Genomic DNA, 15,565 nt, shown 5'->3' on the forward strand with positions numbered 1-15,565 from the left:
GGCCCGAGGCCGAGGCGGCGGTGGCGGCGCTGGCCGATCTGGTCGGTCGGCGCTTCGACGAGGATCAGTAACGAAAACGCCCCGTCCCCGATCAAGTCGGGGATGACAAGCGGTCGCGCGCTCAAGGAGCGAGCGACCGCGTCGCGAGCGTTAGCGCCCTGACAAACGCCTTATGGCGTTTCGGTGATCAGCAGGGCGGCCGAGGCGGTGCCGCCGTTGAAGGTGCCGATCCAGATGTCATAGGTGCCGCTGGCCGGCCTGTTGAAGCGCACCTCGGCGTCGCCGTCGCCCCAGCTGTCGTCGTCACAATACCAGCGGCCGTCGGGACCGTTGATGATCAGGGTCGTGTCGGTCGAGGAGCGGGTGCGGAACACCAGCGGCAGCGATCCGGCGCTGTAGGTGACCTCGAAGTCCGGCGCGTTGGAGATGTCCCCGACGCAGGCGCCCGGCAGGTCGGTGTCCGTATAGGCGTCGATCGAGCCGCCGGCGGTCAGATTGACCCGGTACGGATCCGGCGTGAAGCCGGCGTTGAGCCGGATTTCACCGAAATTGGCGGTCAGGCCGGCGTTCTGCGCGGCGGCCACGCCCGGTGCGAGCAGGGCGGCGAACGCCAGCGCGCTGAGGAGAGTCTTCATGTCATTGGTCCCCGATAATCCCTGTGGATCAGCCCGGACCGGACTCGACGCCAATCGAAGGCCGCCGTCAAGCTGATCGAACGGTGTTGTCAGGATTCGTGGGACGCCGCCGCCGCCGCGGAAGCCTTTCCGGCCTGGGGCGCGTTCAGCGCGAGGGCCTGGTGGAGCCGAGGGGAGTCGAACCCCTGACCTCGTCATTGCGAACGACGCGCTCTACCAACTGAGCTACGGCCCCGTTTCCGGGCTTCAGGCGAGGGCGCGACATACGAGCGGGGGCCCCGTGGTGTCAACGGTGTTCGGCGCCGATCGTCGCGGCGGCCGCGCGAATCCTTGGACAGGCCGGAGCGACGCGCTAGAAGCGGACGGCATCGCGGGAGCATATCGTCCATGGGTTACGCCATCGTCTGGCTGGTCAACACCATCCTGTCGCTCATGACCTGGGCGATCATACTGTCGGCCATCCTGAGCTGGCTGTTCGCCTTCGACGTCATCAACCATCGCAACCGCTTCGTGAACCAGGTGGCGATGTTCCTCGACGCCCTGACGGCGCCGATCCTGGCCCCCTTCCGGCGGATCATTCCGCCGCTGGGCGGACTGGACATCACGCCGATCGTGGCCATCCTGACGCTCCACTTCCTCGGCATATTGTTCAACCGGATGAGCGCGCCCTTCCTGATCCAGGTGCTGGGCTAGGCGTGACCGGCGTGCGACAGGCGGTCCCGAGCGACACGACGGCGGACGGCGGGCGCTTGCGCCGCCCGGCAGGCCGTCTAGGGTGCCGCTCCGATCGGGCCCAGCGCCCGCCAGTAGTCCGGACTTCATGACCACGATCCGATCAGTCGCCATCGTCGGCGCGGGCCAGATGGGGGCGGGAATCGCCCAGGCCGTCGCGGCGGGCGGCTATGACGTCCTGCTCCATGACGCCGTCGCCGAACGCGTGCCCCAGGCCCAGGGCGTCATCGCCGCCAGCCTGTCGCGTCAGGTCGCGCGCGGACTGATCACCCAGGCCGAGGCCGACGCCGCCGTGGCGCGGATCCGGCCGGCGAAGTCGCTGGCCGAGGCGGCGAAGGCCGATCTGGTCATCGAGGCGGCGGTCGAGGACGAGGCGGTCAAGAAGGCCATCCTCGCCGATCTGGTCCCGCACCTGGGCCCGGACACCCTGCTGGCCTCAAACACCTCGTCGATCTCGATCACCCGCCTGGCCTCGGCGACCGACCGGCCCGAGCGCTTCATCGGCCTGCATTTCATGAAGCCGGCCCCGGTGATGAAGCTGGTCGAGATCATCCGCGGCATCGCCACCTCGGCCGAGACCTACGACACCGCCGTCGCCTTCGCCGAGAGCCTCGGCAAGACCACCACCAACGCCGAGGACTTTCCGGCCTTCATCGTCAACCGCATCCTGGTGCCGATGATCAACGAGGCGATCTACACCCTCTACGAGGGGGTCGGGAACGTGACCTCGATCGACAAGGCGCTGAAGCTGGGGGCCAACCATCCGATGGGGCCGCTGGAGCTGGCCGACTTCATGGGGCTGGACGTCGTGCTGGCGATCATGAACGTGCTCTATGAGGGCCTGGCCGACAGCAAATACCGGCCCTGCCCGCTGCTGGTGAAGTATGTCGAGGCCGGCTGGCTGGGGCGCAAGTCCGGGCGCGGCTTCTACGACTATTCCGGCGAAACGCCGGTCCCCACGCGATGATCCGCCCGAAGCTTCCGCCGCTCGAGCGGCCCGAGGACTTCCCCGGCCAGACCCGGGTGACCTGGAGTCGGGAGCCTTACCGGATCGTGCTGGCCGCGATCCTGGGCGCGCTGTGGCCGCCGCTGATCCTCACCCTGCCGCTGTGGCCGCCGAGGAACTGGGTCCCGGGGCTGGAACTCGACTGGCGGCTGCTGGTGCTGTTCATCGGACTGCTGGCCGTGCCCGGCGGCCTGTGGCTGCTGGACAGGGAACGGCGGCGCAGCGGCCGGCCCTCGACCCGGCTGGGTGTGATCTGGCGTTTCATGTTCTACGGCGGCCTGCTGGCGGCGGCGCTCGGAGCGCTGTTCGCCCTGCTCCAGTCGGTGCTGCAGTGGCTGCATGCCTCCAATGTCGAAGAGGCGGTCGGCGGCAGCGAGACCTCCCTGCTGATCTACGGCGTCGGCGGCCTTTCGGTCGCCGTCCTGGTCGGCGTCAGCTACGCCCTGTGGGCCGGTCTGTGCGCCGCCTTCATCGCCTTTCGGCCGCAGCCGGAAGTGCGCGACCGCCTGGGCCTGATGGGCGAGCGCGAGGCGGACTGAGCCGGCCCCGCTGAACCGTTACCGCGAATTTATTTTTCTTCGCGGGCTTCTGGTGTAAAGCTTCCTTGTCTGCGCTGTGGGGGAGGCTGACATGACTGCCGAAGCGACGATCGCTGTAGCGCCGGGGGCCGTCGGGCCCGTCCGCGAGAAGGACCGCATCCACAATCTGGATATGCTGAGAGGCTTCGCCATCCTCGGCATCCTGGCGGTCAACGCCATGGCCTTCGCCTGGCCGGTCGAATTGATGATGGCCGAGGCGCCGCCGCCCGGCGAGCTCACCCGCGCCGATATGATCGGCCTGTGGGTCACCGACGTCTTCTTCTCCGACAAGATGCGCACCCTGTTCACCATGCTGTTCGGAGTGTCGGTCTTCCTCGTCGGCGGCGAACGGTCCGACGAGGTCCGGGGCAAGGTGCTGATCCGCCGGCTGCTGTGGCTCGGCCTGTTCGGCGCCCTTCACGGCGCCCTGCTCTGGTACGGCGACATCCTGCTGCACTACGCCTACTGCGGCCTGCTGATGATGCTGATGCGGTCGTGGACCGCCCGGCGCCTGCTGTGGGTCGGGGGGCTGGTCACCCTGCTGTGGGGCGTCGTGGCCACCCTCGGCATGTGGGGCATGGCCAATATGCCGGCCGAGTTCGCCGAGCAGATGGAGGCGGGCCGCCCCTCGGCGACGCCGGAGTCGATCGCGGCCGCGGTCGAAATCTACCGCTCCGGCTGGCCGGCCGGTCTGGTCGAGAACCTCAAGGCCTGGGGCGTCTTCCAGCTGATGGCCAGCCCGTTCCTGATCCCCATCACCGTGCCGCTGATGATGGTGGGTCTGGGTCTGTTCAAGTCGGGCTATCTGGCCGGCCGGGCGCCGATGTGGACCTATCTTCTGGTGCTGCTCGCCGGCGGAGCCAACCTGGCGGTCTTCGCCCTCTGGGCCTGGCAGAAGACGATGGCGGGCGAGGGCGCGGATCCGACGGGCGGGCTGGCCGCCGCGGCGGGCGGCATGGCCCCCCTGATCACCCTGTTCTACGCCACCCTGCTGATCCTGATGGTCCGGTTCGGGCTGAAACCGCTGACCCGGATGTTCGTCCCCGTCGGCCGGATGGCCTTCACCAACTATCTGACCCAGACGCTGATCATGGTCACCCTCTACTATGCGCCTTGGGGCCTGATGTGGTTCGGGACCCATTCGCCGGTCGAGATGTGGCAGGTGGTCGGCGCCGTCTGGGTCGCCCAGCTGATCTGGTCGCCGCTGTGGCTGTCGGTCTTCCAGATGGGTCCGCTGGAGTGGGTATGGCGCTGCCTGACCTACGGGCGGATGGTGCCGATCCGGCGAGCCGCCTGACGACAGGTCGCGGTTCGGAAGGCGAGGGGACAGGGGCGGTTCTCCCGCCTCTCGACCCTCGCCCCTCGCCCCTCTAAGAAGCGCGGCATGACCGACGCCGCCCCTCCCCGCCCCCAGGCCCGCAGCCCGCGAGGCTTCGCCGACCGCCGCGGCCGCGACCTGATCGCCGAGCGCCGGCTGGTGACCCGGGTGTCCGCCGTCTACGAGCGCTGGGGCTTCGAGCCGCTGGACACGGGCGCCTTCGAATACGCCGACGCCCTGGGCAAATTCCTGCCCGACGCCGACCGCCCGAACGAGGGCGTCTTCGCCCTGCAGGACGACCCGGACGAGGACGGAAACGGCGAGTGGATGGCGCTGCGCTACGACCTGACCGCGCCCCTGGCCCGGTTCGCGGCCCAGAATTGGGAGACCCTGCCCAAGCCGTTCCGCCGCTACGCCTTCGGGCCGGTTTGGCGCAATGAGAAGCCCGGCCCGGGCCGCTTCCGCGAGTTCGTCCAGTGCGACGCCGACACGGTCGGCTCCGACCGGCCCGAGGCCGACGCCGAGATCATCGCCATGGCCGTCGAGGGCCTGCAGGCGGCGGGTCTGGCGCCCGATCAGGCCGTGCTGCGGGTCTCGAACCGCAAGCTGTTCGACGGCCTGTTCGAGGCCGGCGGCGTCGAGGACGCGGGGCAGAAGCTGACCGCGCTGCGCGCCATCGACAAATACGACCGGCTGGGCTGGGAGGGCGTCGCCGCCCTGCTGGGCGAGGGCCGGCTGGACGAGTCGGGCGACTACACCAGGGGCGCGGGCCTGCCCTCGCCGGTGATCGGCGCCATCGAGGCCTTCCTCGCCTCGGCCGGAAGCGCCGATGCGACGCGGGCGCAGACGCTGGAGGCGGTGGCCCGTTCGGGGAACATCGGCGCGGCGGGCGAGGCGGCGCTGAACGAACTGGCCGCCATCGACCGGGCCCTGGGCGCGATGAAGGTCGGGCAGGACGCCGTGCGCTTCGATCCGACCATCGTGCGCGGGCTGGAATATTACACCGGGGCCGTGTTCGAGGCCGAGCTGCTGCTGGAGACCACCGACGACAAGGGTCGGGCGGTGCGCTTCGGCTCGATCGGCGGCGGCGGGCGCTATGACGACCTGGTGGCGCGCTTCACCGGCGAGCGGCTGCCGGCGACCGGCTTCTCGTTCGGCGTATCGCGGCTGGCCTCGGCCCTGCGCGCGGCGGGCCGCGGGGCCGCGGACGCGGTGCGCGGGCCGGTGGTGGTGATCGTCTTCTCCGAAGACGACATGCAGCATTATCTCGACGCGGTGGCCGAGCTGCGCAACGCCGGCGTCGCCGCCGAACTCTACCTCGGTCGGGCCGGCATGAAGGCGCAGATGAAATACGCCGATCGCCGCGGGGCGCCGGCGGCGGTGATCCTCGGAGGCGACGAGATCGCGGCCGGTCAGGTGACCATCAAGGATCTCGACGCCGGCCGGGCGCTGGCCGCCGGAATCGCCGACAACGAGGCCTGGAAGGCCGAGCGTCCCGGACAGGTGATCGTTCCGCGCGCCGCCCTGGTCGAGACCGTGCGCCGCATCGCCGACCGTCCGCACACGGAACCGTAAGTTATCATTGATAAGGGATGAAAACGGACCGATTCGGCTGCGACTTCATTGACTTGGCCACGGGAATGTCGTCATTCTGGGACCACTCGGAAGCCGTAGCGTTTCGGCGCAGCGGCCTTTCGGAGGCGTTTCGGGGAGGAAACGTCCGCTCCGTAGAGAGCGATAGAAGCCCGCCGCGATGTATCCCCCGCGGCGGGCTTTTTCGTGCGCGCCGTCCGGCCGCCGGCGACACGAAAAAGGGCCGGAGCGTCGCCGCCCCGGCCCTTTCCGTTCGTGAAGCGACGACCGCCTACCAGATGCGGACGCGGTCTTCCGGGGCGAGATAGTATTTGTCGCCGGGCTGGACGTTGAAGGCCTCGTACCAGGCGTCGATGTTGCGCACCGGCCCGATGACCCGGAACTCGGCCGGGCTGTGCGGATCGGTGGCGATCTGGTTGCGCAGGGCGTCGTCGCGGTATTTCGACTGCCAGACCTGGGCCCAGCCGTAGAAGAAGCGCTGATCGCCGGTGACGCCGTCCAGCACAGGCGCCGGCTGGCCGTTCAGCGACAGGTGATAGGCCTCGAGGCCCACCGCCGTGCCGGCGGCGTCGCCGATGTTCTCGCCCATGGTCAGGGCGCCGTTGACCTTGAAGCCCGGGATCGGCTCGTACTCGTTGTACTGGGCGCCGAGCCGCGCGGTCAGGGCCTCGAAATTGGTCTTGTCCTCGGCGGTCCACCAGTTGCGCAGCACGCCGTCGCCGTCCGACTTGGAGCCCTGGTCGTCGAAGCCGTGGCCGATCTCATGGCCGATGACGCCGCCGATGCCGCCGTAGTTGACGGCCGGGTCGGCGTCCGGATCGAAGAAGGGCGGCTGCAGGATGGCGGCCGGGAAGACGATCTCGTTGTTGGTCGAGTTGTAGTAGGCGTTGACCGTCTGCGGGGTCATGCCCCACTCGTCCTTGTCGACCGGATCGTTGAGGCGGTTGAGGCGGTAGTTCCACTGGAACAGGCCGGCGCGCTCGGCATTGCCGAACAGGTCGTCGGGGCGGACCTCCAGCCCGGAGTAGTCCCGCCACTTGTTCGGATAGCCGATCTTGACCGTGAACTTGGCCAGCTTGTCCTGGGCGGCGGCCTTGGTCTCGGCGCTCATCCACTCATAGGTGTTGATGCGATTGCCGAGCGCGACGCGCAGGTTGGCGACAAGCTCTTCCATCTTGGCCTTGGAGTCGGCCGGGAAATATTCGGCCACATACTGGCGGCCGACGGCCTCGCCCAGCATGCCCTCGGCGAAGCTGATGCCGCGCTTGTCGCGGGGACGCTGCATCGGCTGGCCGTTCAGATCGCGCGAGCGGAACTCCCACTGGGCGTCGGCGAAGCGACGCGACAGGCGCGAGGCGGCGTCATCGGTGGTGTGGAAGGCCTGCCAGGCCTGGATCACCTCGATCGGCGTCTCGGCGTAGATGGCCGCGATCAGGGGCATGGCCGTGTCCTGGCGGACGATCAGACGCGGGACGTCGCCGACGCCGATGGCCGAATAATAGTCCTGCCACGGGAAGCCGGGCGCCTCGGCGGCCAGCTGGGCGATGGTGTATTCGTTGTAGGTCTCGTCGCGGTTGCGGTTCTGGACCGGGGTCCAGTGGGCCTCGGCGATGCGCGTCTCGAAGGCGAGGATGGCGTCGGCGTTGGCGGCGGGGTCGTCCCAGCCGACCATCTCCAGCATGCGCTCGACATAGGCCCGGTACAGGGCCTTCTTCTCGCTCCAGCGCTCTTCCAGATAGTAGTCGCGGTTGGGCAGGCCGATGCCCGACTGGCCGGTCGAGACGACATAGCGGTTCGGGGCCTTCTGGTCGGTCGAGATGCCGGTGCCGAAGATCGAGCCGCCGATGCGGCCCTGGGTCTCGCCCATGTAGACGGCGGCCTTGTCATGGGTGTCGGCGGCGCGGATGGCGGCGAGGTAGGGCTGCAGCGGCTGGGCGTCCAGCGCCTCGATGCGGGCCTCGTCCATATAGGAGCGGTAGGCGTCGGCGATCTTCTGCTCGTCGGAGCCCGGCGCCAGGTCGGCGCGGGCGGCGAGGGCGTCGATCATCACCTTGACGCGGTTGTCGGACAGTTCACGCAGCAGGTTGAACGAGCCGTAGCTGGTGCGGTCCGACGGGATCTGCAGATTGTCGAACGCCGTGCCGTTGGCGTAGCGGAAGAAGCTGTCGCCGGGGGACACGGAGGTGTCGCGGCCGTTCAGGTCGAAGCCCCAAGTGCCATATTTCGGCGTCTCGATGCCCTGGTAGCCCTGGACGGTCGCGCCGTCCGCCGGCGTCTGGAACATTTCGAAGACGGTGCAGCTCTCGTCGACGCAGGCGTGGTCGTGGCCGTCGTCCGAGAAATGCTGGGCCAGCGCGGGCGCGGCGGGCAGGAGCAGGGCGCCGACGGCGGCGCCTATGAGCAGCTTCTTCATGTGGGTATCCCTCGACTTGTCTTCGCTTTCCGGAAGGTCGGCGGCGACCCTACGCGCGGCAAGGAGCGTGTCGCCTGAATTTTTTGTCATCAAACGACGGAAACCCGGACAGGACGGCGTTTCAGCCTGTAGGCTGAACTGTGCGGAGGACGAATGACGGGTCACGGCGGCGCGGGCGGCGAATACAAGGATCTGGTGGTCTTCCTGGCCGCGGCGGGCGTCATGGTTCCGCTGTTCAACCGACTCAAGATCAGCCCGATTCTCGGCTTTCTCGCCGCGGGCGTGCTGCTCGGGCCTGACGGGCTGGCGCGGTTCGCCGAGAGCGCGCCGTGGCTGGCGTGGCTGACCATATCCGACGCCGGCCAGATCCGTTCGCTGTCGGAACTGGGCGTCGCCTTCCTGCTGTTCATGATCGGCCTCGAGCTGTCGTGGGGCCGCCTCAAGTCGATGCGGCGGCTGGTGTTCGGGCTCGGCCTGACCCAGATCGCCGTCTGCACGGTGGTGCTGGCCGGGGTGTTCATGCTGATGGGCCAGACGCTCGTCTCGGCCGCGGTCCTGGGCATGGGCCTGTCGCTGTCGTCGACGGCCGTGGTGATGCCGGTGCTGGCCGAGAGCGGGCGGGTGCAGACCGCCTCGGGCCGGGCGACCTTCTCGACCCTGCTGGCCCAGGACCTGGTCGTGGCCCCGATCCTGATCACGGTGACCGTGCTGGCCGCCCTGGCCCAGGGCGGCGGCGATCTCGACCCCGCCACCCTGCGCGCGGCCCTGCTGACGCTGGTTCCGGCGGCCATCGGTCTGGCGCTGCTGGTCATCCTCGGCCGGCTGGTGCTGCGGCCGATGTTCCGTTCCGTGGCCCGGGCCAAGGCCCGCGGGCAGGGACAGGAGATGTTCGTCGCCGCCAGCCTGCTGGTCGTGGTCGGCGCCGGCGTGGCGGCCCAGGCGGCCGGCTTGTCGATGAGTCTCGGGGCCCTGATCGCGGGAATTCTGCTGGCCGAGACCGAGTTCCGACGCGAGGTCGAGCTGTCGATCGAACCGTTCAAGGGCCTGCTGCTGGGGGTGTTCTTCGTCGGCGTCGGCATCAGCCTGGACCTCGACGTGGTGGCGGCCAATCCGCTGGCCGTCTTCGGTCTCGCCATCGGCATGACGGTGATCAAGATCGTGATGATCTTCGGCGCGGCGCGGCTGTGGGGCGTGAAACGCAAGGCCGCGATCGAGACCGCCCTGGTGCTGGGCCCGGCCGGAGAGTTCGCCTTCGTCATCCTCGGCGCCGGCATGGTCGAGGGCATCGCCTCGCCCGCCTTCACCGGCACGGTTCTGGTCGCGGCCACGATCAGCATCTTCACCATCCCGGCCATGGCGGCGCTGGCCGGACGACTGACCCGGGAGCCGGTCGCCGCCCCCGACCTGCCGCAGGAGGCCATGGCGCCGGCCGGGGCGGAAGACCAGGTGCTGATCGTCGGCTTCGGCAGGGTCGGACGCCTCGTCGGCGAGATGCTGACCGAGCACGGCCAGTCCTGGCTGGCGGTGGATTCCAACGCCTCGACCGTGGGCAAGGGGCGGGCCGAGGGGGGCAATGTCTACTACGGCGACGCCGGACGGCCCGAGATGCTGAGGCTGTGCGGCATCGACACCGCCCGCGCCGTGGTGGTGACCATGGACGCCCCGACCAAGGTCGACGAGGTCGTGCAGGCGGCCCGGGCCCTGCGCCCCGACCTGATCCTGATCGCCCGGGCGCGCGACGATCGCCACGCCGTGCGGCTGTACCAGCTGGGGGTCACGGACGCGGTCCCGGAGACCACCGAAGCGGCGCTGCAGCTGGCGGAAAACACCCTGGTCGACCTGGGCGTGCCGATGGGTCTGGTGCTGGCCTCGATCCATGAGCGCCGCGATCGATTCCGCGCCGTGTTCCAGGACGCCATGCCCGACGCCCCCGGTCAGCCGCGAAAGGCGCGCGCGCTGCGGGCCCGGACAACAGGCTGAGCCGGTCAAGATGTCGCGGCGTTAACCCCGGCGGTCATCGCCTCATTAATCTCCGCACCCCATTTTGGTCATCGTTGCGTGATGACTGCCCCCGTCGTCGGTAGATGACCCCGGCGGCGACGCGTCATCGCGTTCCGCTTCCTCCCCATCGCTTCGGCGGTCAGTTTTCGATGGCGGGCGTCAGCCGCCGTTTAGTCGAGTACCCGTTTCATGCGAGATATCGCCCTGTCCCCCTCCCCGTCCGAGTCCCAGTCCGAGTCCGAAACGCCCCGGCTGAACCGTCGCCAGGCCGCCAAGATCCGCACGCGCCAGAAGGTTCTGGACGCCGCCCGCCAGCTGTTCGCCGAGCGTGGCTACGAGCCCGCCACCATCCGCGACATCGCCAAGGGCGCCGGCATGTCGACCGGCGCCGTGTTCGCCAATTTCCAGGACAAGGCCGAACTGTTCGAGGCCGTGCTCGCCACCGACATGGCCCGGCTGGCCGAGACCATGACGGCCGCCGCCGCGATCGAAGGTTCGGTGCGCGAGCGCCTGCTGTCCGCCCTCGCCGCAGGCTACCACGGCTCGCTGGAGCAACTGCCCCTGGTCCAGGCGGTGATCGCCCGTTCATGGTTCCAGCCCGTCGCCGCCGAGATGCGGATCCGCGCCGCCATCAAGCCGATCCTCTCGGTCGTCACCGATGCGCTGCAGGCCGGGGTGGGCGAGGGCGAGCTGCGCCAGGACGCCGACGTCAGGCTGCTGGGCGAGATGATCTACGGCGCCTTCCTGTCGAACTTCCGTCAGGCCGCCTACGACGGCTGGACCACGACGCAGCTGTCCGAGCGCATGGGCAAGCAGGTCGATGTGATCCTGGCCGGCGCGATCAGCCGGCAGTAGTCAGGCGGTCCCGGCGCTCTAAGATATTGAAGGCCGCGGCGTCCGTCGCGGCCTTCAGCTTTTCCAGCGCAGAACAGTGGGTTTGACCGGATTCGCGAACGCCCGGCCTTCGACCCGGCTCTTCATCCACTCCCGCTTCAGCTGCTGGTACCATTTCGCCTGTTTGTCGGCGTCATCGATCCAGATCAGCGCCGGGTCGAAGCGCAGCCCTTCGTTCTGCAGGTTCACCATGCCGCCGTCCTGCTTCAGGAAGGCGACCACGCCCAGCCTCAGGAAGGGTTTGGCGATCGCGAACACCCAGTGGTCGGACCAGAAGATCTGGGTGATCCGGGTCTTGGTCTCATTCACCGGAGTCAGGCAGGTCAGGGCCAGCACCTGCCTGTCGCCCACCTGGATATGCTCCCAGCGATAGCCCGGCAGGCGGAAGGTGATCTCGGTCGCCGGGGCGCCGCCGAGGATCCGGTAGGCCCGGCTATTCGAGGACGGAGCGTGGCGGACCATGGCGAAGCCGAGCTCGCGCGGCTCGAAGGCCTTGGCCTTCTCGTGCATCGAATGGGCCGAGCGCCACCACCACTGCTGATGCACATAGGGCCCGTGGGCGGGGTCCATCAGCCCGACCACGGCGTGGTCGATGTGGCTGTCGAAATCCATCCACTCGACCATCTTCGCCTCGCCGCCGACGACGCCGGGAAACACAGGAGGCTCATGGTCCGGCTCGCCCGGATTGCGCGGGTCCGACGAGACCCAGACGAAGACCATGCCCTGGCTCTCGCGCACCGGATAGGAGCGCACCCGGATGCGCTCCGGCTCATAGGCCTGATCTTCGACCAGCGACGGAATGGCGGCGCAGACGCCGTCAGGGCGGAAGCGCCAGCCGTGGTAGCAGCACTCGATGGTCTCGCCCTCGCCCGGCTTCTCGACCAGCCGGCCGGCCGACAGGGGCGCGGCCCGGTGCGGGCAGATGTCGCGCATCGCATAGACCTGCCCGGCCCGGGTGCGGCCGATCAGGACGGGCTCGCCCAGTAATTCGTGCCGCTTCAGCGACGCCGCCTTCACATCGCGCGACAGGGCGACGAAATACCAGGTGTCCAGTACAAACCCCTGGCCGAAGGCGGCGGGCGGAGCCGCCCGGCTTGCGGCGGCGGTTTCAGCGGCTAGGGTCTCGGTCGAGGTCATGGTCGGCATTCTAGGACGGCGGCGGGCATCGCCGCCAGCTGCTCCGTCGAGGCCTGTAGAAAGTACTTTACATGTTAAAGTCGATTGGGTAATCGGCCGATACGTTCATGGAAAGACCACACCGATGAAGACCGCCCTGATGACCCTGCTCGCCGCCGCCGCCCTGTCGGCGCCCGCCCTGGCCCAGGAAGGCCATGGATCCCATGCCCCGACCGCCCCCGCGCAGGAGGGTCACGCCGGCCACGGCCACGCGCACGCCGATTTCGAGTCGGGTCGTTTCCACGTCCGGGTCGACGGACCGGCGAGCCCGATCGGCGACGTCATCCTGATCCCCGGCCTGTCGTCCTCGCCCGAGGTCTGGGACGGGCTGACGGAGGAGCTCAAAGGCCGCTATCGCGTCCACCGCATTCACGTCCAGGGCTTCGCCGGCGCGCCGGCCAGGGACAACGCCGAAGGGCCCGTCTCCGCCCCGGTGGCCGAAGACATCGCCCGCTATATCCGCGAGCAGGGCCTCGAGAAGCCGGCGGTGATCGGCCATTCGATGGGCGGGACCATCGGCATGATGGTGGCCGCTCGCCACCCGGACAGCGTCGGCAAGCTGATGGTCGTCGACATGGTGCCGTTCATGGGCGCCATGTTCGCCGCGCCGGGCACGAACCCGACCGTCGAAAGCGTCGCCCCCGTCGCCGACCAGATCTACGCCTCCATGTCCCAGGGCCCGGAGGAACAGTACCGGCAGCAGGCCGCCGCGGCCGTCACCGGCATGATCAAGACGGAATCGGCCCGCTCCGGGCCGCTGGAAGACACTGAAAGCAGCGATCGTCAGGTGTCGGCTTCGGCCTACCGCGAATTGCTCGTCACCGATCTGAGGCCTGAGCTGAGCCGGATCACCGCCCCGACCCGGGTCCTGTATGTCGCCTTCGAATTTCCCGGCATGACGCCGGAGATGACCGACGGCATCTACAGCGGCTCGTTCGCCAACATGCCGGGCGCGACCCTGAAGCGGATCGACGACAGCGCCCACTTCATCATGCTGGACCAGCCCGCCGTCTTCGCCGCTGAGGTGAACGCGTTTTTAGAATAGCCCCGCCAAGGGCCATGCTTTCGGCGGAAACGTCCCTCACGGTCGCGTGACGACGTGAGGGGCGTTTGCGTGCGTCCAGCGAACGGCTAAGACCGAAGCCGGACAGGATGAGGTTTTCATGGCGGGTTCCGGCTTCAGCTTTCGGCGAGGCGGCGGCGGCGGCGGCCCGAAATCGGCGCGCACGCCCGTGCAGCGGCTGATCTACTGGGGCTCGGTGCTGGCCGTCTGGGGCGTCATCTTCCTGGTGGTGTTCTTCGCCGTGTTCGCGCGCGACCTGCCCAACACCTCGACCCTCTACAATATCGACCGCCAGCCCTCGGTCACCTATCTGGACCGCAACGGCGCCCTGATCGCGGTGCGCGGGACGCAGCAGGCCCCGCCTGCCGATCTCGACGCCCTGCCCGACTATGTGCCGGCGGCCTTCATCGCCATCGAGGACCGGCGCTTCTATCACCATCCCGGCTTCGACCCGATCGGCATGACCCGCGCCGTGGCGGCCAACATGCGCGCCGGGCGCGTGGTCCAGGGCGGCTCGACCCTGACCCAGCAGCTGGCCAAGAACCTGTTCCTCAGCCCCGACCAGAACATCAAGCGCAAGGTCCAGGAGCTGATGCTGGCGGTCTGGCTGGAGATGAAATTCTCCAAGGAGGAGATCCTCGCCCTCTATCTGAACCGGGTCTATTTCGGCGCCGGCGCCTATGGCATCGAGGCGGCCTCGCAGCGCTATTTCGACAAGGACGCCAAGGATCTGACCGTCGGCGAGGCGGCCCTGCTGGCCGGCCTGCTGAAGGCGCCGTCGCGCTATTCGCCGGTGTCCGAGAGCGAGCGGGCGGCCGCCCGGGCCACCGTGGTGCTGAACGAGATGGTCGACGCCGGGGTGATCACGCCCGAGCAGCGGGCCCAGGCGGTGACCGAGCCGGTGCGGGTGTCGCGGACCCTGGCCAGCCAGCATGCGCAGTATTACGTCGACTGGCTGGACAAGCAGATCCGCGAACTGGTCGGCGAGCCGACCGAGGACATGATCGTCGAGACGACGCTGGACCTGACCCTGCAGACCTCGGCCGAGCGGGCGGTGCGCCGCATCCTCGACCGAGACCGGTCCCGGGGCGTGCAGCAGGCGGCGCTGGTGGCGCTGGACGGCGAAGGCCGGGTGCGGGCCATGATCGGCGGGGCCTCCTATGCCGACAGCCAGTTCAACCGCGCCGTCGACGCGCGGCGGCAGGCGGGCTCGGCGTGGAAGCCGTTCGTCTACCTGACCGCTCTCGAAAGCGGATACACGCCCGAGACCCGGGTCAATGACGCCCCGATCCGCATCGGCAACTGGTCGCCGCGGAACTATTCCGGGACCTTCGCCGGCGAGATGAGCCTGGCCAACGCCGTCGCCCAGTCGACCAATACGGTGGCTGTGGGGCTGGCCGATCAGATCGGACGCGACAATGTGGCCCGCACCGCGCGCCGGCTGGGCATCAGCTCGCGCGTCGGGCTGGAGCCGTCCATGGCCCTGGGCGCCGTCGAGGTCTCTCCGCTCGAGATGGCCCAGGCCTATGACGCCTTCGCCAATGGCGGCAAGCGCGTTCGGGCCTATGGCATCAGCCGCATCCGCACCCCGCAGGGCCGGGTCATCTACCAGCGCGCCAGCCGCGAGTCCGGGCCGGTGCAGGCCATCTCCAACCCCTTCCTCTACTACCAGAACCAGATGTTGCGCGGGGTCATGACCTCGGGCACGGGCCGGTCGGCGGCGATCGCCGGCCGCGACGTGGCGGGCAAGACCGGCACCACCTCGGACTACAAGGACGCCTGGTTCGTCGGCTACACCGGCGGTTTCGTCACCGCCGTCTGGGTCGGCAAGGACGACAATACGGCGATGCGCGGCGTCACCGGCGGCTCGTCGCCGGCGGCGATCTGGAAGGCCTTCATGGAGGCGGCCCTGCCGCGGCTGAACGCGCCGCGGATCCCCGACGGCCCGGCCATGCCCGAGGGCTGGCAGCCGCCGAGCCCGGTCGAGAGCCTGATCGGCCAGATCGGCGACCTGTTCGGCGACAATCCGCCCGGGGACGATGTCGATCCGCTGGACGAGAGCCTGCTGGAGCCGGCACCGCGCCAACGCCCGAGCGCGCCCGAGCGCAACGAGCCGCCGGTCCTGCGCCCGACCCAGCCCCAGCCCCAGCGCGACC

Annotated in this window: 12 protein-coding genes and 1 tRNA gene; 9 read left to right on the forward strand and 4 right to left on the reverse strand. The window is 69.0% G+C overall.

Annotation, left to right across the window (positions count from 1 at the left end):
* Nucleotides 1-170: 170 nt before the first annotated feature.
* Complete coding sequence (locus RDU12_RS04360) at nucleotides 171-635, reverse strand: peptidase S1 (protein WP_300290797.1); 465 nt, start codon at nucleotides 633-635, stop codon at nucleotides 171-173.
* A gap of 159 nt (nucleotides 636-794) precedes the next feature.
* Nucleotides 795-870: transfer RNA gene (locus RDU12_RS04365), tRNA-Ala, on the reverse strand.
* Between the two features lie 152 nt (nucleotides 871-1,022).
* On the opposite strand from RDU12_RS04365, the gene RDU12_RS04370 reads away from it, so the two are divergent.
* The 5 genes from RDU12_RS04370 to hisS all read left to right on the forward strand — a co-directional run bounded on the left by RDU12_RS04370 (nucleotide 1,023) and on the right by hisS (nucleotide 5,844).
* The gene (locus RDU12_RS04370; RefSeq protein WP_300290800.1) at nucleotides 1,023-1,328 is read left to right on the forward strand and encodes a YggT family protein; all 306 of its coding nucleotides are present in this window, start codon (nucleotides 1,023-1,025) and stop codon (nucleotides 1,326-1,328) included.
* A gap of 127 nt (nucleotides 1,329-1,455) precedes the next feature.
* Entirely contained in the window at nucleotides 1,456-2,334 is an 879-nt protein-coding gene (locus RDU12_RS04375) for a 3-hydroxybutyryl-CoA dehydrogenase (RefSeq protein ID WP_300290802.1), read from the forward strand.
* Nucleotides 2,331-2,912, forward strand: a complete 582-nt coding sequence (locus tag RDU12_RS04380) for a phthalate transporter (protein WP_300290804.1) — start codon at nucleotides 2,331-2,333, stop codon at nucleotides 2,910-2,912. The genes RDU12_RS04375 and RDU12_RS04380 overlap by 4 nt, the downstream gene beginning before the upstream one ends.
* A 91-nt stretch (nucleotides 2,913-3,003) precedes the next feature.
* Nucleotides 3,004-4,248, forward strand: a complete 1,245-nt coding sequence (locus tag RDU12_RS04385) for a DUF418 domain-containing protein (RefSeq protein WP_300290805.1) — start codon at nucleotides 3,004-3,006, stop codon at nucleotides 4,246-4,248.
* Nucleotides 4,249-4,335: 87 nt separating this feature from the next.
* A complete protein-coding gene (gene hisS / locus RDU12_RS04390; RefSeq protein ID WP_308684159.1) occupies nucleotides 4,336-5,844 on the forward strand; it encodes a histidine--tRNA ligase in 1,509 nt (502 codons plus the stop codon).
* Nucleotides 5,845-6,133: 289 nt separating this feature from the next.
* On the opposite strand, the gene RDU12_RS04395 is transcribed toward hisS, so the two are convergent.
* Nucleotides 6,134-8,275, reverse strand: a complete 2,142-nt coding sequence (locus RDU12_RS04395; protein WP_300289870.1) for a M13 family metallopeptidase — start codon at nucleotides 8,273-8,275, stop codon at nucleotides 6,134-6,136.
* Between the two features lie 153 nt (nucleotides 8,276-8,428).
* Between RDU12_RS04395 and RDU12_RS04400 the strand changes: the two genes are divergently transcribed.
* Together RDU12_RS04400 and RDU12_RS04405 are read left to right on the forward strand one after the other, a co-directional pair.
* On the forward strand, nucleotides 8,429-10,255 hold the full coding sequence (locus RDU12_RS04400; protein WP_300289871.1) for a cation:proton antiporter: 1,827 nt from the start codon (nucleotides 8,429-8,431) through the stop codon (nucleotides 10,253-10,255).
* 210 nt (nucleotides 10,256-10,465) lie between these two features.
* Nucleotides 10,466-11,131 carry a TetR/AcrR family transcriptional regulator gene (locus tag RDU12_RS04405; protein WP_300289873.1) on the forward strand — a complete coding sequence of 222 codons (666 nt, stop codon included), beginning with the start codon at nucleotides 10,466-10,468 and terminating at the stop codon, nucleotides 11,129-11,131.
* 54 nt (nucleotides 11,132-11,185) lie between these two features.
* Here the strand turns inward: RDU12_RS04405 and RDU12_RS04410 are convergent, their stop codons facing one another.
* Nucleotides 11,186-12,307 (reverse strand): aromatic ring-hydroxylating dioxygenase subunit alpha, encoded by a 1,122-nt coding sequence (locus tag RDU12_RS04410; RefSeq protein WP_300289874.1) that lies wholly within the window; start codon nucleotides 12,305-12,307, stop codon nucleotides 11,186-11,188.
* 124 nt (nucleotides 12,308-12,431) lie between these two features.
* Here RDU12_RS04410 and RDU12_RS04415 point away from each other — a divergent pair, with 124 nt between their 5' ends.
* Nucleotides 12,432-13,391 (forward strand): alpha/beta fold hydrolase, encoded by a 960-nt coding sequence (locus tag RDU12_RS04415; RefSeq protein ID WP_300289875.1) that lies wholly within the window; start codon nucleotides 12,432-12,434, stop codon nucleotides 13,389-13,391.
* 118 nt (nucleotides 13,392-13,509) lie between these two features.
* Nucleotides 13,510-15,565: PBP1A family penicillin-binding protein (locus RDU12_RS04420; RefSeq protein ID WP_308684160.1), on the forward strand; the 2,056-nt coding region annotated here is incomplete at its 3' end.

The sequence above is a fragment of the Brevundimonas sp. genome (assembly GCF_031082345.1).
In the GTDB taxonomy this organism is placed as follows: domain Bacteria; phylum Pseudomonadota; class Alphaproteobacteria; order Caulobacterales; family Caulobacteraceae; genus Brevundimonas.